This window comes from Pedobacter nyackensis, assembly GCF_900176505.1.
Classification (GTDB): Bacteria; Bacteroidota; Bacteroidia; order Sphingobacteriales; family Sphingobacteriaceae; genus Pedobacter; species Pedobacter nyackensis.
The window spans coordinates 150,664-171,100 of record NZ_FWYB01000004.1 but is presented as its reverse complement, the minus strand read 5'-3'; the positions used below and the strand labels follow the sequence as shown (position 1 = coordinate 171,100).

16 protein-coding genes and 3 tRNA genes are annotated in these 20,437 nt (G+C 40.1%); 8 read left to right on the top strand and 11 right to left on the bottom strand.

What is annotated here, in order from left to right:
• Positions 1 to 295 precede the first annotated feature (295 nt).
• Positions 296 to 2,026 carry a tetratricopeptide repeat protein gene (locus B9A18_RS10535; protein ID WP_084289249.1) on the top strand — a complete coding sequence of 577 codons (1,731 nt, stop codon included), beginning with the start codon at positions 296 to 298 and terminating at the stop codon, positions 2,024 to 2,026.
• A gap of 190 nt (positions 2,027 to 2,216) precedes the next feature.
• On the opposite strand, the gene B9A18_RS10530 is transcribed toward B9A18_RS10535, so the two are convergent.
• From B9A18_RS10530 to B9A18_RS10500, 7 genes are all read right to left on the bottom strand, one after another.
• Positions 2,217 to 3,170, bottom strand: a complete 954-nt coding sequence (locus B9A18_RS10530; protein ID WP_084289248.1) for a HipA domain-containing protein — start codon at positions 3,168 to 3,170, stop codon at positions 2,217 to 2,219.
• Positions 3,163 to 3,495 (bottom strand): HipA N-terminal domain-containing protein, encoded by a 333-nt coding sequence (locus B9A18_RS10525; protein WP_084289247.1) that lies wholly within the window; start codon positions 3,493 to 3,495, stop codon positions 3,163 to 3,165. The genes B9A18_RS10530 and B9A18_RS10525 overlap by 8 nt, the downstream gene beginning before the upstream one ends.
• 14 nt (positions 3,496 to 3,509) lie before the next feature.
• On the bottom strand, positions 3,510 to 3,713 hold the full coding sequence (locus B9A18_RS10520; RefSeq protein ID WP_084289246.1) for a type II toxin-antitoxin system Y4mF family antitoxin: 204 nt from the start codon (positions 3,711 to 3,713) through the stop codon (positions 3,510 to 3,512).
• A gap of 181 nt (positions 3,714 to 3,894) precedes the next feature.
• Positions 3,895 to 3,968: transfer RNA gene (locus B9A18_RS10515), tRNA-Pro, on the bottom strand.
• Between the two features lie 51 nt (positions 3,969 to 4,019).
• A tRNA-Pro gene (locus B9A18_RS10510) sits at positions 4,020 to 4,096 on the bottom strand.
• A gap of 91 nt (positions 4,097 to 4,187) precedes the next feature.
• A tRNA-Ser gene (locus B9A18_RS10505) sits at positions 4,188 to 4,274 on the bottom strand.
• 70 nt (positions 4,275 to 4,344) lie between these two features.
• Positions 4,345 to 6,426, bottom strand: a complete 2,082-nt coding sequence (locus tag B9A18_RS10500) for an HD family phosphohydrolase (protein WP_084289245.1) — start codon at positions 6,424 to 6,426, stop codon at positions 4,345 to 4,347.
• A gap of 378 nt (positions 6,427 to 6,804) precedes the next feature.
• Between B9A18_RS10500 and B9A18_RS10495 the strand changes: the two genes are divergently transcribed.
• The 5 genes from B9A18_RS10495 (at position 6,805) to B9A18_RS10475 (ending at position 13,371) form a co-directional block, all read left to right on the top strand.
• Entirely contained in the window at positions 6,805 to 7,983 is a 1,179-nt protein-coding gene (locus B9A18_RS10495) for an acetyl-CoA C-acyltransferase (protein WP_084289244.1), read from the top strand.
• 24 nt (positions 7,984 to 8,007) lie between these two features.
• On the top strand, positions 8,008 to 8,910 hold the full coding sequence (locus B9A18_RS10490) for a hypothetical protein (RefSeq protein WP_235005291.1): 903 nt from the start codon (positions 8,008 to 8,010) through the stop codon (positions 8,908 to 8,910).
• A gap of 274 nt (positions 8,911 to 9,184) precedes the next feature.
• Positions 9,185 to 10,957 (top strand): peptide MFS transporter, encoded by a 1,773-nt coding sequence (locus B9A18_RS10485; RefSeq protein WP_084289242.1) that lies wholly within the window; start codon positions 9,185 to 9,187, stop codon positions 10,955 to 10,957.
• Positions 10,958 to 11,041: 84 nt separating this feature from the next.
• Complete coding sequence (locus B9A18_RS10480; protein ID WP_084289241.1) at positions 11,042 to 12,538, top strand: peptide MFS transporter; 1,497 nt, start codon at positions 11,042 to 11,044, stop codon at positions 12,536 to 12,538.
• Between the two features lie 92 nt (positions 12,539 to 12,630).
• Positions 12,631 to 13,371 (top strand): polyprenol monophosphomannose synthase, encoded by a 741-nt coding sequence (locus B9A18_RS10475; RefSeq protein ID WP_084289240.1) that lies wholly within the window; start codon positions 12,631 to 12,633, stop codon positions 13,369 to 13,371.
• Here B9A18_RS10475 and B9A18_RS10470 read toward each other — a convergent pair whose 3' ends face one another.
• The 4 genes from B9A18_RS10470 to proS all read right to left on the bottom strand — a co-directional run bounded on the left by B9A18_RS10470 (position 13,372) and on the right by proS (position 17,720).
• A complete protein-coding gene (locus B9A18_RS10470; RefSeq protein WP_084289239.1) occupies positions 13,372 to 13,881 on the bottom strand; it encodes a YdeI/OmpD-associated family protein in 510 nt (169 codons plus the stop codon).
• Positions 13,882 to 14,189: 308 nt separating this feature from the next.
• Positions 14,190 to 15,050, bottom strand: coding sequence for a TIGR02757 family protein (locus tag B9A18_RS10465; RefSeq protein ID WP_235005290.1), 861 nt, complete (start codon positions 15,048 to 15,050; stop codon positions 14,190 to 14,192).
• 6 nt (positions 15,051 to 15,056) lie between these two features.
• A complete protein-coding gene (locus tag B9A18_RS10460; protein ID WP_084289238.1) occupies positions 15,057 to 16,196 on the bottom strand; it encodes a cystathionine gamma-synthase in 1,140 nt (379 codons plus the stop codon).
• Positions 16,197 to 16,247: 51 nt separating this feature from the next.
• Positions 16,248 to 17,720, bottom strand: a complete 1,473-nt coding sequence (proS, locus tag B9A18_RS10455) for a proline--tRNA ligase (protein WP_084289237.1) — start codon at positions 17,718 to 17,720, stop codon at positions 16,248 to 16,250.
• Between the two features lie 104 nt (positions 17,721 to 17,824).
• On the opposite strand from proS, the gene B9A18_RS10450 reads away from it, so the two are divergent.
• The gene (locus B9A18_RS10450; protein WP_144009454.1) at positions 17,825 to 18,808 is read left to right on the top strand and encodes a hypothetical protein; all 984 of its coding nucleotides are present in this window, start codon (positions 17,825 to 17,827) and stop codon (positions 18,806 to 18,808) included.
• Between the two features lie 18 nt (positions 18,809 to 18,826).
• Complete coding sequence (locus B9A18_RS10445; RefSeq protein ID WP_084289235.1) at positions 18,827 to 20,359, top strand: OmpP1/FadL family transporter; 1,533 nt, start codon at positions 18,827 to 18,829, stop codon at positions 20,357 to 20,359.
• Positions 20,360 to 20,437: the final 78 nt, after the last annotated feature.

Genomic DNA, 20,437 nt, shown 5'->3' with positions numbered 1-20,437 from the left:
TTATAATATTTATTTAATATAAAATAAGAAATATTTTCCCGCATTCATCCGGGTTTTCAGTGATATGTATTTGAAAGAATATTCGACATAAAATAGCCATTAAAATACTAGTAAATGATAAAACCCTTTAAACCTTACTAACTGTAACCTGCAGACTATCAACTAAAACAAATTCCTAAGGAAGTAAATCAAAGCTTTCATCAAGTAAAAATAAATTAATATTTGCTGATAATTATATCATAATTTTTTGCTTATTTTTAATAATTGTTTCTGTTCCATAAAACCTACTCTTTATATGAAACATATCTATCTTCTTCCTGCTTTCGCTTTTCTCCTGTCCTGCCACAACAACAATTCATCAAAACAAAAGGAATTGGTGGCAAACAAAAGGCAGGTAGCAGTCTGTTACAGCCCAGCTGTTAACGACAAAGATTGGTATAGTTCTGGTCGGAAAGCGCCTATGCTGAAGAATCTTGGTGGAATTAATTTTAAAATCTCGACTACAAACAAAGAGGTACAGGATTATTTTAATCAGGGGATGATGCTCGCTTACGGCTTTAATCATGCAGAAGCTGCAAGGTCTTTCTATGAAGCCATTAGACTGGATTCGGTATGTGCTATGGCACATTGGGGATTTGCCTATGTGTTGGGGCCAAATTACAACGGTGGTATGGAAGAAGACAACTTTCAACGGGCTTATGAAGCATTACTCAAAGCTGAGCAACTGGCCAACACCTGTACCCCTAAAGAAAAGGCATTGATTAGCGCACTGTCTGCCCGCTACGTGGCGCAACCACCTGTAGACCGTAAACCACTTGACATAGCCTATGCAGCGGCCATGAAAAAGGTTTACCGCTTATACCCTTCTGATCTGGATATCGGAGTGCTTTATGCTGAATCGTTGATGGATTTGCATCCCTGGGATTTGTATCAAAAGAAGACAAAGAAACCGCAGCCCTGGACACCGGAACTTGTAGCGGTACTGGAGCATCTCATCAAGATCAATCCACCCCACCCCGGAGCCCACCACTTTTACATCCACGCAATGGAAGCTTCGGCTAGCCCCGAAAAGGCATTGGCAAGCGCCCGGCTTTTGGGTACCCTGGTAACCGGTGCCGGACATCTTTTACATATGCCCTCCCATATTTACATCAATACCGGCCATTATCATCTGGGTTCTTTGTCAAATATTAATGCCGTAAAAGCAGACAGCATTTACAGTAGTGCCTGCCATGCACAAGGCGTATATCCGCTGGCCTATTATCCACACAACTTTCACTTTCTGGCTGCCACGGCAACACTTGAAGGCAATTCAGCGCTGGCATGGCAAGCTGCATTGCAGGTTCAAAAACATACCGCCATAGGTATTATGCGGCAGCCGGCCTGGGCTACGCTACAACATTACTATACCATCCCATATTATGTAGCAGTAAAACTGGGGATGTGGGAGAGCATACTTTCGCTCCCCCTCCCACCCGATGATATGGTGTATCCTCAGGCCATCTGGCATTATGCAAGAGGCATGGCCTATTTGGGCAATAAAGACATCCCTAATGCAAAAAAGGAAATGAATAAACTCTCCGTCCTGGCTGCCGACACCATTCTGAAACACTTAACGGTATGGGATATTAATACCATGGCCGATCTGGTACAGATTGCCTCAAAAGTATTGCATGCGGGCATCGCAGTAAAACAAGCTGAAACAAACCGGGCAATCCAGTCGCTCAGGGAAGCCGTCGCTTTAGAAGACAACCTGAATTACAACGAACCACCCGACTGGTTTTTCTCCGTTAGACACCACTTGGGCGCGGTACTGCTTCATGCAGAAAAATACAGTGAAGCGGAGCAAATATATCTGCAGGATTTACAAATCTGGAAAAAGAATGGATGGGCACTTACCGGACTACACCAATCTTTGCTAAAGCAAAACAAAAATAACGAAGCAGCAAAAATAAAACTGGCTCTGGATGACTCCTGGCAACATGCAGATTTTACGCTTACTTCATCATCTAAAACAATGGAATAAAGACCTTGATATTCTTTGTTTTTCTTTGATATGAAAAAAACAAAAACCCTCTAAATTATCACAATTTAGAGGGTTTTGATAGAATTTGATTCTACGTGTGTCGTCTTCCCTGTACTTATTTCGAACCTTTTTCTTCCCGATTTGAGGTTATTAGCGGCTTTGGTGCTTCCAGAAATAGTATAAAAAATTATTAATCTGCAAAAAGTATTGCATATCGCTCTTCTAAAACAAGAATATATTTTTCCTTAAAATCACTTGTCAAAAATGATTGGTTAATCCACTTCAAAGCCTCCAATTTATTTTTATTGAACCGATTAAACACTCCTTTTATTTGCTTATCATTTAATCCAAGCAATTTGCCAAATCTTTCAAAATGTTCCCGTTTCAGTTTTTTCTTTTTCCCTTCAAGTGTTAATGCCAGTTCCTCATTGTCATCTGGATTTGCAATAGCCACATTAAGTAAGTCATAAGCTGGAGCCAAGGACCAATTATCACCCAGATTTATAAGTGAGAAATTCTTCAGGTGCATATCATTATTCCCGGTCAGAAAGCTAAATATACTAAGTTCATAAAAATGCAACTTATCAAGCAATGTATTCTTAGAGTATTCACCGATGGCCCTTCCCACTTTTTCCATTGAACTCTTATATTTATCAAAGGCCTCTAAAATCTGAAACATATCCAGCATATGAATCTTCTCTCCAGCATTTGTCCGATCAATTCTTTTTGTGATATAGGAAAGCTCACCAGAAGCTAGTCTGATCAAACTTGATTTTACCGTAGAAATGCCAAAAGCCTCAGCCATCCTCATCGTCAAATGCTCATTAGCGGGCATTTCAGGAAAAATATCTGGTGGTGGTTTAAAAATATAATTCCCTCCAAGGGCACCAACAACTGTTAATCGCCCTTTACGACCGTCGCCTACTGCAGCGTTAACAAGTGACAAAGATAATTTTGGCTGTACTCCAGGAACAGCGATACTTCTCTCAACTACATCTCTGGCCAAGTCCGACATCTGATCAAGAGAATAAGTAAGAAGCGGTGCTTTCCTCATTCCGAAAAATTCAAAACTACATTTTTCATGAAAATCAACATCTTCGCCTATATCTAATGGTTCATAACAATACAAACAATTTCTATCCATCAGTTCCAGGAATTAAGTGAACACTAACCGCTCCGATGCAGTTCTGACAACAGGCTAATAACAATCCCATTCGATCGTTTTGATTAATTTTCCAATTCTTAGCAGCAATATCAAGTAGCCACCCCTCCGGAATTAATCCTTCAAAAAATGGGAACAGGCGATTACTAACATATGGAAGTGCATTAACTGGCATTGTAAAAGTGATAAACTGCTTAGGGAATTCTTTCACATAGGATAAGTCATATTGAAAAATATAATCACCGTCATCGGTTTCGGTAAGCATACCAGCTACTATATCTCTATAATGTATTTCGGCACATCTCATGACTTCTTCGTTATTTATAAATCTTTATCACTCACAGGAGCCAATACATGACCAAACATTTTTAATACCTGATTTACTTTTTCGAGCTGTAAATTCTCTTTACCCTGTTCAATCTTGCGGATAACTGTAAGTGCTACACCTGCCCGCTCCGCAAATTCCTCCTGTGTAAGATTTACTTCCTTTCTTTTTTCTTTCACCAAGTTAGCTAACGTCTTCATTATATGTATTTGCAACGATCATAAACAAATATAATAAATTATACTCAAATGCATATAAAAAATAAACCCAAATAACTTCTATATGTAATTAGATATAAAAAAATGAAATATGACTGATATTTAAAAGGCTGAAAACAAAAATACCTTTAGATCGTAAGATCTAAAGGTATTTTTTGTTGTGTCGGGGTGGCAGGATTCGAACCTACGACCTCCTGCTCCCAAAGCAGGCGCGATACCGGGCTACGCTACACCCCGAACTGGTATCTGTTTTTACTGGTCAAAATTAAACTACTCTTCCAAGTAGTTTGGTCGGGGTGGCAGGATTCGAACCTACGACCTCCTGCTCCCAAAGCAGGCGCGATACCGGGCTACGCTACACCCCGAACTTGGTATCTGTTTTTCCCTTTTTCGAAGGGATTGCAAAGAAACGATTTTAATATTACAAATCCAATTTTCTTTACTTTTTTATTTCAGCGGAGGAAGAGGGATTCGAACCCTCGGTACCGTTGCCAGTACGACAGTTTAGCAAACTGTTCCTTTCGGCCACTCAGGCATCCCTCCGATTAACCTCTGCATATCCGTGCTGAGGGAGTGCAAATATAGTAATTCATTTATGTTTCCAAAAAAAAAATTACACAGTTTGTTGATAATCTATTCGGACATGATAAATGCTCATCAGCATCGTCTTGAATATCAACTTTATAGTCTCAATGTCTTTAAATGTAATATCGCAATTATCTAATTGATTTTGTTCCAATTTGTAGTTAATGATCCGTTCAACCAGGTCATTTATGCTCTGAGCATCCGGATTTTTTAGACTTCTCGACGCAGCTTCCACCGAATCTGCCAGCATTAATACACCAGTTTCTTTCGAAAAAGGGATCGGTCCGGGATACCTGAAAATGTTTTCATCCACAAATTTCTCCGGAGAATTCTTTAAAAATGACTGATAAAAATAATCAACCCGTGTATTTCCATGGTGCGTTCTGATAAAATCGATCACACTTTCCGGTAGTTGATATCTACGTGTAATTTCTATGCCCTTATGAACATGCTTAATAATGATCTGGGCACTCTGCTCATAAGGCAGCTTATCATGCGGGCTCTGCGCCGTATTTTGGTTCTCTATGAAATATTGCGGGTTCTCTATCTTACCAATATCATGGTACAACGCCCCTGCCCTTACCAGCAAAGAGTTCCCCCCTATTTTAAATATAGCAGCCTCAGCAAGGTTAGCCACCTGCAAAGAATGCTGAAAGGTTCCCGGAGCTTTAAATGCCAGCTCCCTCAAAAGTTTGTTGTTCGTATTCGTTAACTCAATTAAAGCCACATCCGAAGTAATACCAAACATCTTCTCGAATGCATAAATAAGTGGATAGGCCAATAGCGATAGCATCACACTAACAATAAAAGGCACAAAATTAATCCATTCTATCTGTGAAAAAGAACCTTCCCTTAGTAAGGATATCCCCACAAATGAGATGAAATAAGCAGAAAGAATAAATAAGGCCGATAAAAGCAGTTGCTCCCGCTTAATCAAATTCCGGATGCTATAAATAGCTACCATACCCGCAGTAACCTGATAGAACACAAATTCAAAACTGTTTGGAACAAAGAAACCCGAAATCAGTACTACCAATAGATGGAGGTAAAGCGCAAGCCTGGTATCAAATAAAATCCGAATGATAATGGGAACAATACAATAAGGTATATAATATAAACTCGGCAAATCGAGCTTAATGGCCCATGTTAAAGCCAGCAGCATGATGGTGATCACCAACAGAATCAACGATAGCTGCCTGTTATCAGCAAAAATATCTTTCCTAAACAATTTGAGGAATACCATCAGCAAGCTCACAATAAAGCCAACCAACAAAATCTGCCCGTAATAAACGACCCTGCGGTCGCCTATCGTTTTAGTCTGCGCTTCGTAAGCCTCTTTAAACGACAACAACTTCTGATAAATTTCATCATCAACCACGTTATCTTTTGCAATAATCAATTCTCCTTTCTGTACCATCCCACGTGTGGTTGAAAGACTGCTAACCATACTGGCTTGTACTACACTAGTCATCTTCTCATCAAAAATAATATTGGGTTGCAAATGATCCTCCGCCAGATTTACAACAGCCTCCTTCATTTTCAGATTTACCGAAGTGAAGTTCTCCTTAAAATATTCTAATGCAGATTGTACCGTAAAAACGTCGTGAGTACTTACCGTTTTTGAAATATTATTCCTCAACAAAGAGAAATCGTAATGACCTGAACTCCCCTTTACATGCTTATTATTTATAGCAACAATCCCTTTGTCGTAAATAGACTTAAGCAATTTCAAGGCAGCCTGCTTATAAACATGACTTTCAGTTTCCGGAAAAGCATTAGATCGCCATTTAACATCAAACTCGTTTGAAAAAGCGTCCTCCACCACATTAAACAGATCTTTGTTTAGCTTGTAAATAGGCAAAACATTATCCATCGCATCCTTTTTATCCGTATCAACCTGAGGATTAGTTTTTAAAATAGCAAAACTAAATGGCGATACCAGATCTTTATTTCTCCATATCGTCCCCTTTTCGAATTCATACCTGAATCGGGGTTGTTTAGGTAAAAAAGTGGTAATTATTAATACCGAAAGCACCATCATGATGTATTTGATGTTGGACGAATACTTCCTGTACAGTACCTTATGAGAATTCTTTCTGATCTTTGCCAAAGCGATGTGAATTGATTTATATTCAAAAATAATACAATTTCATCAGTATATCGTATTTAAATGGTATCCCTTATCTCGGTAACCCCCTCTACTTTCCTCCAACTACACCGTTTTAAATTTAGGTCCATCAAAGGAGCTAAATACGCCATTCAAAGGACCGCCAATCCTTTGAATCTCCTACGATCCTCCTTTGATCTACCTTTTTTCCTCCTTTCGTACTGGGAGGCTAGTCGAAGGGCACCTAGACTTGATATCAACAGACACCTGCCAGATCAGAAATAAACACAATTCTCAATTGTAAAAGTTAAATTACCTGCATTTTAACCACCTATACATCCCAATTACTTAACTTTGCTTATAACTAACTAAAAAACATTAATGAAAGAAGTAGTAATTGTATCTGCAGTAAGAACCCCAATAGGGAGTTTTGGTGGTTCATTATCAGGATTTTCCGCCACTCAACTCGGAGGGTTTGCCATTAAAGCCGCTGTTGAAAAAGCCGGAATAAAACCAGCTGACGTTCAAGAGGTTTATATGGGCAATGTTTTATCTGCTAATGTTGGCCAGGCTCCTGCAACACAGGCGGCTAAATTTGCCGGATTACCGGATGTTCCATCAACCACTATCAATAAAGTTTGTGCATCGGGAACCAAAGCTATTATGCTTGCTGCACAAAGTATTGCTTTAGGTCAGAACGAAATCGTTGTAGCCGGCGGTATGGAAAGCATGAGTAATGTACCTTATTACCTTGACAAAGCCAGAAATGGTTACCGTTTAGGTCATGGTCAAATCACCGACGGACTGGTTAAAGACGGCCTGTGGGATGTATATAACGATTATCACATGGGTTCTGCTGCCGAACTATGCGCAACAGAATGCGGAATTAGCCGTGAAGATCAGGATGCTTTTGCCATCAGTTCTTACAAAAAATCACAGGCTGCACAAACTGAAGGTAAATTTGATACCGAAATTATTGCAGTAGAAGTTAAAGACCGTAAAGGCGACATCACCCTTATTAATAAAGATGAAGAGCCTTTTGCAGTAAAATTCGATAAAATTCCCGGACTGAAACCTGTGTTTCAGAAAGGTGGTACAGTAACCGCAGCAAATGCATCGACTTTAAATGATGGCGCCGCAGCACTTATTTTAATGAGTGCAGATAAAGCAAAAGAACTGGGCCTAAAACCATTGGCAAGAATTTTAGCTTATGCTGATGCACAACAAGCCCCTGAATGGTTTACCACAGCCCCAGCTAAAGCTATTCCTCTTGCATTGAAAAGAGCTGGAAAAGAAATTGCAGATGTTGATTTCTTCGAAATCAATGAAGCGTTTTCAGTAGTTTCCCTTGCCAACAATAAAGAGTTGGGATTAAATGCTGACAAAGTAAACATCAATGGTGGTGCCGTGTCTTTAGGACATCCACTAGGTGCTTCAGGAGCCAGGATCGTAGTCACACTACTTTCTGTTTTATCACAAAACAATGGTAAAATTGGTGTAGCAGGAATTTGTAACGGTGGCGGTGGAGCCAGTGCAATGGTCATTGAAAACCTTAGCTAGATGATTAAGGCTTTAAAACCTTTAATGATACTTTTTATATTATGCTGTGCCGGAACATACGTTTCGGCTCAGCATAGTTTTAATCTGACGAATGCTACGCGCCTGAAAAATAATCAGGACACATTACAGCGCCTAAGCGATGCAACTTTCAATGCAACAAATGATTCGGAACGTCTTACCGCAAACTCGCAATTCATCAAAACACTGGTAACCGCTTTAAAAACTCCTTCTTCATTTAGCTTTGACTTCGATTCCTTAAAAAGAATCACCATCACGAAATCGGCCGACAACGCGCTAAGGATTTTCACCTGGTACATTAAAAATGATGACGGTAGCTACCGCTTTTTTGGCACCATACAAATGGCCACAAAAGATGGAAAGCTAAAAATGTATCCCTTAATTGATGATACGAACAATATTAAAGACGTAAACCAGATTACCGGAAACAAAAACTGGTATGGTGCACGTTATTATCAGGTTATCCCGGTGATCACGAATGGCCGTCAACCTTATTATGTACTAATTGGCTGGAAAGGAAATAATGCAAAAACGTCTAAGAAAGTAATCGATATCCTCTCATTCGATAAAGCCGACCAGCCCGTATTTGGAAAAGCCATATTTGATGGACCGAAAGGTAGCAAACCTCAAAGCAGGATTGTATTTGAATACAATAAGCTGAATTCAATGACCCTGACCCTCGACAAGTCGGTAAACATGATTGTATTTGATCACCTTGCCCCCTTTACCCCTGAAATGGAAGGGAATTTCGAATATTACGCATCCGACCTGAGTTTTGATGCCTACAGAATTGTTGGAGGCAGGTTAAAACTGGTTGAAAATGTTGAGATGAAGAATGACCCTAACGCGAATGATGAGTTCTACGGTGATCCGGCAGATAAGAAAAATAAAGTCCCACCAAAGCTTTAATGATGACCATGCCGATTCAATCCCGATTAAAATTTGTGAGTTTGCCGCCATGTACCTATCTTGCGCGATCGTTTATAGGGCCTATATGCCGTTAAAGCGCTGACAAGCTAAGTTAAGCCAAAATAACACCGAGAATAAAAAGCAGAATAACAAGCATTTAAAAACTGAAAACTGCAAAAGCAGCTTGAATAGAATTGCCAAAAGCTGATTGAACATTAAAATAAAAAAACAAAATATAATAACTAACTAAACTTCAATACACAAAAAAACTAATATGAATACACAAAGTTTGGACACACCAAATAACTTTTTCGAGAGTAAGGTGATGGGACATCCTTCGGGATTGTTTGTACTTTTCTTCACGGAAATGTGGGAGCGTTTCTCTTTCTATGGGATGAGGGTATTATTAATCAACTTCCTTACTACGGCAGTAATATCAGGAAGTCCATTCTCTGGTTGGGGTTGGGGAGCAGAAAATGCTGGTGCACTTTACGGAACTTACGCCATGCTTTTGTATATCACGCCTATTTTTGGTGGTATTCTTGCCGATAAATTTTTAGGTTACCGCTGGGCCGTAGTTATTGGGGCAGCAATTATGACCGTTGGACACGCGTTCATGGCTATTGAATCATCCTTATTCTTATATTTAGGATTAGCTTGTTTAGTAATCGGTACTGGTTTCTTTAAACCAAACATGACTTCTATCCTATCGCAAATGTATAAGGACTTCCCTGAGAAAAAGGATGGTGCTTATACCATTTTCTATATGGGTGTAAATGCAGGTGCATTTTTCGGAATGATGCTTTGCGGTTATTTAGCTGAAAAAGTAGGCTGGCACTGGGGATTTGGTTTAGCGGGCGTATTCATGCTTTTAGGTACACTTCAGTTCTGGTTAGCTAAACCTATTTTTGGTACGATTGGCGACAAGCCAACCAAAGCTTCAAGATTGGCTGCTGACAATGCAAATAACGCATCAACCAATGCAGAAGATAAATTAAACCCATTCACATTAGTAGACAAAATCCTTATCGCTACAACTACGATTATTGGTTTATTGTATGCTTTCGGAGATCCATTGGCAAAAATTGCTAAAATCAACCTGTTCCCTTTTGAAGTAGCTGGTCTTCAAGGTCAATCAGTAGTTGTTATTGTTGGTCTGATCCTATTCTTTATCCTGATTATCTGGAGATTGATCCGTTACACTCCGATTATCCGCGACCGTATGATTGCTGTAATCGTGTTTGCTTTTTTCACCATTTTCTTCTGGATGTCATTTGAGCAAGGTGCATCTTCACTGGTTATTTTTGCCCGTGATAGTGTTGACCGTACTTTAGCCGGAAACTCTTTAATCATGTTCAACATAGTGAATACTTTACTTACAGTAGTTCCACTTATATTGATCACTTATGTAGTAATTAAACTATCTCAGCAGACTTTCAAAAAGGCTCCGGGTTCTAACATTGCACAGTTTGTATGCTTTACCTTCGTTTGGGGTATCGTTATCTGGATGCTTTACCGTGAATTCACTGCTACAAGTTCAGAAATCACTGTATCCTGGTTCTCTATTCTAAACTCATTCTTTATCATTGCTTGTGCATCTATGGTTTCTAAAGTTTGGGACAGTAAATTCAATCCACCAGCAGCTATAAAGTATGGTATGGGATTAATCATTATGGCAATAGGTTTCGGCTTATTGGCATTCGGTTCTCATGGTGTTGCAGCAGGCGTAAAAGTATCAATGGTCTGGTTAGTGCTAGCCTACCTTTTCCATACATTGGGAGAGTTGTGCTTATCACCGGTTGGATTATCATATGTATCTAAACTGGTTCCGGCACGTATGATTGCATTCATGTTTGGTATGTGGTACCTGGCTATCGCTATTGGTAACAAGTTAGCAGCCATCATTGGTGGTCAGATCGAGAACATTACCAAAGAATACTCACTATCTACATTCTTCCTCATATTTACCGTTGTACCGATAGTAGCAGGTACCCTGGTAATACTACTGCACCCGGTACTCAAAAAGCTAATGGGTGGTGTTAGATAACATTTAAAACATTAAATATAAAGTCTTTAGAAGCAGTTCTAAAGACTTTTATTTTTACATTTATATTTTAAAAACATAGATTGTATGGCTCATCAACCATCACTTGAAGAAATTCAGAATTTTAAAGGCAAGTACCCTAAACAACTCTGGTCACTTTTCTTTTCAGAAATGTGGGAACGCTTCTGCTTTTACGGAATGCGTGGTATGCTCACCTATTTTATGGTTACACAATTATTCATGAAAGATGAAGATGCAAATTTACAATATGGCGCTACACAGGCCTTTGTTTATGCATTTACTTTCATTGGCGGTTTGTTTGCCGATAAAATACTAGGCTTCCGGAAATCATTGTTCTGGGGCGGTATTTTAATGATTTTGGGTAGTGCTATTCTGGCCTACGATCCGCATCAGTTCTTTTTCCTCGGTATTAGTTTTACAGTTGTAGGTACAGGTTTTTTCAAGCCGAATATTTCTACAATGGTAGGTACCTTGTACAAAGGTAACGATACCCGTCGTGATGCTGGTTTCTCTTTGTTTTATTCTGGTATCAACATTGGTGCTTTATTAGGTGGTTACGCTTGTATTGCAATAGGAAAACAATACTCATGGCACCTGGCTTTTGGTCTGGCTGGCATCGTAATGGCCATCAGTTTGCTCACCTTTTTATTTACCCAAAAAAGCTTAGGTCCAATCGGATTATCACCATTTAAGAATGATGAAACCAAAGACGGTAAAATCATCAATAGAAAGTGGTACGATTACGCGGTTTATGCGGGTTCATTAGCCGTTATTCCGGTGATTATGATCATGGTCGCCAAAACACAGTATACCGACTGGTTTATGTACACTATTGGTCCTGCAACCCTCATCTATTTAATTTATGAGATGACTAAATATGGCTGGGCAGAGCGTAAGAAGCTAATGGCCGCCCTGGTGTTTATTTTCTTCTCTATTTTATTCTGGGCTTTCTTTGAACAGAGCGGTGGCTCTTTAAGTCTGTTTGCAGCAAAGAATCTAGACAATACCGTTTTAGGCATTAAGCTGGATCCGAATGGCGTTAACAATGCCGCTAACTCGCTTTTCGTAATCATATTTGCGCCAATAATTGGCTTGATATGGCTTGGTTTAGCTAAAAGGAAGATAGAGCCCAATACGGTAGTAAAATTTGGTTTGGCCTTCTTATTTCTGGCCGGTGCCTTTTATGTTTTCTACGCCACGCGTTTTTTCGCAACTGTACAGGGCATAGCTTCACTTGATGTTTTCACTGTGGCTTACCTGGTGCTGACTTTCGGTGAGTTGTGTTTATCTCCTATTGGACTTTCGATCATGACTAAATTATCACCTACCAAGCTTCAGGGCGTGATGATGGGCATGTGGTTTCTAGCCAGTGCATACGGACAATACGTTGCCGGGATTTTAGGGGCTGGTTTATCTAAAGGTCATACGGGTGACTCTTTAACTCAAAAACTAATGACCTATACGGATGGATACAAACAGCTGGCCATATATGCTTTAATTGCGGGTGTAGTATTACTTATAATCTCGCCTATTGTAAAGAAACTTATGCAGGAAGTAAAATAACTGTAATTTAACTAATTTTAGACCCTCAGTGTTTTTATATACTGAGGGTTTTTCATTTAGATTCCATAATTTCGCAATTCAATTTATTTTACGTGTCAGATAGCCTTATAATAATTCCAACCTATAACGAGAAAGAAAACATTGAGAAAATCATAAGAAAAGTTTTTTCATTAAATTATTTTTTTGAGATTTTAATTATCGATGATGGCTCTCCTGATGGCACGGCTGATATTGTCAAGCGCTTACAGGCTGAATTTCCCGCCCTTCATTTAGAAGAACGCAGAGGTAAGCTAGGTTTAGGTACCGCTTATATCCATGGCTTTAAATGGGCATTGGAGCGACCGGAATATGAGTACATCTTTGAGATGGATGCCGATTTTTCGCATAACCCTGATGACCTGGTACGTTTGAGATCAGCTTGTGTAAATGGTGCCGACCTAGCCATCGGCTCACGCTATGTAAATGGAGTGAATGTGGTAAACTGGCCAATGAGCAGAGTGCTCATGTCGTATTTCGCTTCTATGTATGTAAGATTGATTACACGTATTAATATTCAAGATGCAACAGCAGGGTTTAAATGCTACCGTCGCAAGGTTTTAGCTACCATCCCATTGGACAAGATTAAGTTTGTGGGCTATGCCTTCCAGATAGAAATGAAATTCACAGCTATTAAGTACGGATTTAATGTGGTTGAAGTACCTATTATCTTCACCGACCGCACAGAAGGTACCTCAAAAATGAGTACCCGTATATTCAGGGAAGCATTTCTAGGTGTAATACAGATGAAATTTTCGAGCTGGTTCAGAAAATATGATAGAACTATCGGGCAGTAACTATTCCCGCGGCCTACCGTCGCGCATCATAGTTCCAAAATCCCAGTCCTTATCCATTGCTGATACAATCTTTACAATACGTTTGGTACGCGTGGGCTCTGTCTTAGCACTGTTGAGCCAGTTGATGTACCAGTTTTGATGTGATTTGGGCTGTTTTAAGAAGTTTTTAAGCAGGTGCGGCTCATCGGATAGACATAGTTCCAGATCCTCCGGCATCAGTATTTTAAAGGTCGTATCTTCTTCCAATTGCAATGCCAACACTGCCCCCAAATCTTTCTTTAGCTTTTTACGCATACTGCCGTTTAAGGCCATAATGAAGTTACCCTCTCCCATCGGCACTAATGATACCCCTTCAATTTCAACCTGATCTAACAAGCCTTTAACCCTAAAGCTCTTCCTGCAATCTGCTTTAATCTGATTGGCAATGGCTTGAGGAATAAAAACATAAGTCCAACCTGATTTTTCGCCCATTTCGGCAAAACGCTCTATTTCTGCTTTGAAAGTGATCATCTTGAATTTGAATACTAGCTAAGGTTAAAGCTATGATTTTTCTGCTATAATTTTACCCCTATGACTTTCGGCTAGCTATGCTATTGTTGTCTGCTTCCAGAAATAGATCTGCATTTGAGTAGCAACTAAAATTTACACTATGGTTTTTCTACTATGGGTTTTCTTCTGTAGTTTTTCTGCATCCCAAAAAAATGATTGTTAATGTGAGGACCTAGGAATTTTTGCCTTCTAAGCGAAGCGGGCAAAAGGTTCCAGTCCGAGCATAACAATCATTTTTTACAATGCAGCAAGTTCAAAATGTAGAATTATTAAAACTTCTCTTCTACACCAAGACCAAACAAAGCAAAATCATACTTAACCGGATCTACCGGATCAAACTCCTGCAGCTTAACCGTCAATTCTACAGCAGTGCGCCAATCCGTTTGCTTGCGTTCAATCAGTCCCAATTTACGCGCGACCCTATCCACATGCACATCACAGGGACAAATCAGATCAGCAGGTTTAAGCGTATTCCACACTCCAAAATCAACACCTTTATTGTCTTTACGCACCATCCACCTTAAAAACATATTTAAACGTTTACAGGTCGACTTCTGCATCGGTGAAGAAACATGCTTAATCGTTCGTCTCGGGTAATCAGGTAAAGAGAAAAAATACGACCTGAAATAATTGAGCGATCTTTCAATTTTAGGGCTTTGCTGACCAAGTTCAGGAAGCATGCAACTGGAAGATGCATATCCTGCATAGTTACCTATCACCTGATCCGATAAGAAATCCGTCTGAAATGTATCCCCCGGCGCCAGGAAGGCGGCCTCCAGACTATCAAACTGCTGATAATGCTGATGGAAAAACGATACAAAATACAGCAAATCCGTGTCATTAAAGGTCCTGTGCTTAAAGCCTAAAAGTCTTTTCAAGTCACTATCATTATGGTGTAACATGAAGTTATACGGATCATTATCCATACGCGCAAACAACTCATTACACTTATTGATAATGGTTTTGCGTTGTCCCCAAGCTAAAATTGCCGCAAAAAATGCGGCAATTTCGATATCTTGTTTTTTTGAGAACTGATGTGGTATGCAGATCGGATCATTTTGGATGAAGTTTGGCCTGTTATACTGCTCAACCTTCATATCCAGGAAATCCTTAAGTTCTAAAAATTCCAAATCTTTCTATTTAAGTGCTTGTTCCAGATCAGCAATCAGATCGTCGATATCCTCTACGCCTACGCTTAAACGCAATAGGTTATCGGTAACCCCTACCTTTTCACGTTCTTCCTTAGGGATAGAACCATGCGTCATGCTGGTTGGGTGATTGATCAGTGACTCTACCCCGCCTAAAGATTCTGCAAGTGTAAAAACTTTAAATGAACTCGCCACTCTAAAAGTTTCCTTTAAGTCGGCACCCTTTAAAGTGATGGACACCATGCCACCGAAATCACGCATTTGTTTTTTAGCAATATCATGGTTAGGATGATCCTCAAAACCCGGCCAGTAGATTTTATCTACCTTAGGGTGTTTTTTAAGGAACTGAGCCACCTTAGCGCCATTTTCACAATGTGCTTTCATGCGTAAGTGAAGCGTTTTAATCCCCCTAAGCACTAAAAACGCGTCTTGCGGACCAGGAGTAGCACCACAAGCATTGTAAATAAACCAAAGGCTTTTATACAGTTCGTCATCGTTAACCAGCAAAGCGCCCATAACTACATCAGAGTGACCGCCGATGTATTTGGTAACGGAGTGCATCACAATGTCGGCCCCCATATCCATTGGGTTTTGCAGGTAAGGTGAAGCGAATGTATTGTCTACCGCCAGCAACAGGTTACGCTCTTTGGTAATCTTTGCCATCCCCTCAATGTCAACAATCTGCATGGTTGGGTTAGTTGGTGTTTCTATCCAAACCAGCTTTGTTTTATCGTTGATATATGGCAATATATTTTCTGGTTTTGAAAGATCCAGGAAATGAAATTTGATGCCGTATTTCGCATAAACTTTGGTAAAGATGCGGTAAGAACCACCGTATAGGTCGTTCCCTGTAATCACCTCATCACCCGGCTGCAATAATTTCATTACAGCATCGGTTGCACCCATACCGCTTGAAAATGCCAATCCGTGTTTAGCGTTTTCCAAAGCTGCCAAACAAGCTTCCAGTGCTACACGTGTTGGGTTGGTACCTCTTGAATATTCAAAGCCCTTATGATCTCCCGGCGATTTCTGCCAGTAGGTAGAGGTTTGATATATAGGCGTCATTACCGCCCCGGTAGTTGGATCCGGTTCCTGACCCGCATGGATAGCTTTTGTTGCAAATTTCATAATCCTGTTATTAATCGTTAATCAAAACGTGTAAATCGTAAATAATAAATACTAATACGCTCTTGCAAACAACACACGTTGTTTAGATGGCTTACCTGAATAGATACAAACTCCATCTTCCAGTTTATTATCTAAAGGCACACATCTGATGGTTGCTTTTGTTTCTTCCTTGATTTTTTGCTCGGTTTCTGGAGTTCCATCCCAATGCGCAGCAATAAATCCGGCTTTAGTATCTAACAATTCTTTCAGCTCATCATATGAATTAGCTTCTGTGATATGCTCTTCTCTATAGTTAAAAGCCTTATTGTAAATGCTTCTCTGAATTTCATCCAGCAATTGAACGATAAAGATCTCTAAACCATCCTGTCCTACAGTTTGTTTTTCTCTTGTATCTCTACGTGCAAGTTCAACAGTACCATTTTCCATATCTCTACCGCCAATAGCTAAACGAATTGGAACACCTTTAAGTTCATATTCAGCAAACTTAAATCCTGGACGTTGCGTATCACGGTCATCGTACTTAACTGAGATACCCATACTTTTTAGTTTTGAACTTAACTCAGTAGCAAATGCGCTGATCTTTTGCAATTCTTCATCAGTTTTATAGATTGGCACAATCACTACTTGTATTGGGGCAAGTTTAGGTGGCAATACTAATCCGGCATCATCACTGTGTGCCATAATCAGGGCTCCGATTAAACGGGTAGAAACACCCCATGAGCTAGCCCATACGTGTTCTTGTTTACCTTCTTTACTGGTGAACTTCACGTCAAAAGCTTTAGCAAAGTTTTGTCCCAGGAAGTGAGAAGTACCTGCCTGTAAAGCTTTTCCATCCTGCATTAACGCCTCGATACAGTAGGTATCAAGTGCACCGGCAAAACGTTCGTTAGGCGTTTTAACACCTTTAACTACCGGTAAGCCCATCCAGTTTTCTGCAAAATCAGCGTATACATCCAACATCTGTCTGGTTTCAGCAATTGCCTCGTCAGAAGTAGCGTGTGCAGTATGTCCTTCCTGCCATAAAAACTCTGTAGTACGCAAAAACAAACGGGTACGCATTTCCCATCTTACTACGTTAGCCCATTGGTTAACAAGAATAGGCAAATCGCGGTATGACTGGATCCAACCTTTATAGGTGTTCCAGATGATGGTTTCAGAAGTTGGTCTTACGATCAATTCTTCTTCTAATTTTGCGGTTTCATCGACAATGATATTGCCATTCCCATCATTTTTCAATCTGTAATGTGTCACGACTGCACATTCTGTCGCAAAACCTTCAACGTGCGATGCTTCCTTAGAAAAAAATGACTTGGGGATGAATAAAGGAAAATAAGCGTTGCTATGACCTGTATCTTTAAATTTTTGGTCTAAAACCGCCTGCATCTTCTCCCAAATGGAGTATCCATAGGGCTTAATAACCATGCATCCTTTGACAGATGAATGCTCTGCCAGGTCCGCCTTTATAACAATGTCGTTATACCACTGGGAATAATCTTCGTTTTTGCTTGTAATACCTTTGCTCATAACTGTTTGGAACGTTTTTTGTGTTAAGTACCTTGTATAGTAGGTTACAAATCTATAAATTTATACCTACAAAAACACACAACACACAAAGAAGGGATATAGTTATGAAACCAATTTATTTATTCACCGGAATGCTGGCCCTGACAACACTGGTTGTCTCGTCATGCTCTGCGCCCAGGTTAGCGCAGCAGAATTCCAACGATGATGTTTATAACTCTGTAGCGCAGGCCAAGGAGTATAGACAGCAAGTTCCTGTAAGAGAATCAGAATATGATGATCAGGAAGACGATTACGGAACAAGTGATCCTTTCTATGACATGGACTATTCTTCACGTATAAATAGATTTTCCTATGCCAACCCTTCATTTATGGGCTATTACGACCCATATTTTGATGGTGGATGGTATGGCAATTATGGCATGTCGTTAGGCTTCGGTATGGGATTTGGTTATAGTCCTTTTTACGGTTCTATATGGAATTCTCCATACTATGGTGGTTGGGGCAACTATTATTCACCCTTCTACGGATATAACAATTACTACGGCAATGGTTACTATGGCGGTGGTTACTATGGTGGTGGTTTATGGGGTGGTGGCTACTGGGGTGGCGGATTTTACACTGGTAGAACTACGAACGTACAGGATTATCGTCCAAGACCAAACAGAGGAAACAATAGTTACATAGGTAATAGAGGTACTACCAGTTATATGCAACCGAGATCGTCGAGAGGTCAGAGTGCGGGTTCCACTATAAGTTCAGGCAGACCGTCGAGAGGCGATTATAATCCTGCAACAAGACCAAATACTCAGGGTACCAGACCAAGCAGAACGGAAGGTACAAGACCTACGACCAGACCATCGTCTGAGAGTTCAAGACCGAGTAGAACAGAATCGAGACCTGCTACCAGACCATCCTCTGAGAGCTCAAGACCTAGCAGAACGGAATCAAGACCTCCTGCGAGAGAATCATATACCCCACCTCCTTCATACAATCCTCCATCGAGAAGTGAAAGCGGTTCAGGCGGTGGTGGTAGTTCAGGCGGCGGTGGCGGCGGCGGAACAAGCAGACCAACCAGAGGCGGCAGATAATTTAAGCGAAATACGAAGATGAAGAAATTTACACAGATGCTTATGGTGGTTATAGTAGCCACCACAGGTACAACATATGCACAATATGCCGGAGATGCTATCCGTTTCTCTAACAGTAACTATGGTAGTTCTGCACGTTTTAAAGGGATGGGAAATGCACAGATTGGCGTTGGTGGAGATATGAGTTCCTTAAATGGTAACCCTGCGGGTTTAGGTCTTTTTACCAGATCTGAATTTAGTTTAACTCCTGAATTTAACAATGCTACTTCCAAATCTGATTACCTTGGTCAGCGGACCAACGCTTCGGAAAACAAACTGAATATCAATCAGGCAGGTGTAGTTTGGTATAACCCTACTTATAAAATGCAGGGCAGAGACAAAAACAAAGGTGTTTTGAGTTTTGTATTTGGTATTGGTTACAGCAGAAACAATGATTATACAGAAAGCTTCAGCTATAACGGAACGAATGAAGCAAACTCTATGCGTGATTACTTCTCGGAAGTAGCCAACAGTACGATGGACGACAATGGAGTGCTTCCGGAAAACTCTTTAGAGCGATTGGCTTACCAGAATTACCTGATGAACTATAATGCACCTGGATTTCCGGGGCATTCAGCAGAACCTTTTATTGGCAGCAATCTGCAAAGTAAAAATCAAAAATCTTCAGGATCTACTTCCGAAGTAAATTTCTCAGGCGCCATGAACATCTCCAACCAATTGTACATTGGTGCAAGCGTAGGTATGGTTAATGTTCGCTACATCAATGATTCGGAATATAATGAAAAAGGCACTTTACAGACTTACAATGGAGATCCCAACAATGGCCCGGTTGGTTTAGGCCCGCAGGAGGATTACAATTTCTCTTATTTAACAAGTCAGGAAACCCATGGTTCAGGTATCAACCTAAAATTAGGTGTAATATTCAGACCCGTTTCAACTTTCAGAATTGGAGCAACTTACCAAAGTCCAACCTGGTTGTATATGGAAGATGCATTTGCTGAAAACCTGACTACTACCCTGTCTGGTGAAAAACAACCAAATGGAATTGGCCCTTTGAATTATAACTATACTTACAGACTAAAAACTCCTGCAAAAGGGTCTTTAGGTGCCAGTTATGTATTAGGTGGAACAGCGATCATTTCTGCTGATGTTGATTTTGTAGATTATTCAACTGCGCGTTTATCTCAGGACGGAGGCGGTATGGCTGATCAAAACCTTATCAATGATAATGCAGAGATCAAAGAATTTTATTCTTCTGCAGTAAATTATAGAGTTGGTGGAGAGTACAAACTTAATAATGTGAGTTTAAGAGCCGGTTATGGATTAAACGGCAGTCCTTTCAAGGACGATGATAATAATACCTACGGCACTCAATATTATAGTGCAGGTTTAGGATTCCGCTTGAGTGAGTATTATATTGACCTGGCTTATCAACGTGTTCAATCGGAAAATAGAAATAGCCCGTATGCATTGAATGATGGAACGCAACCTGTTGCATCGATAAAGAATGGAAACAACAATGTATTCCTAACTTTTGGCGTTAGATTTTAAACAAACATCCCTGTATACAAAGGCGTCTGGTCATAGATATGATCAGGCGCCTTTTTTTATGCACTCAGTATGACGAAT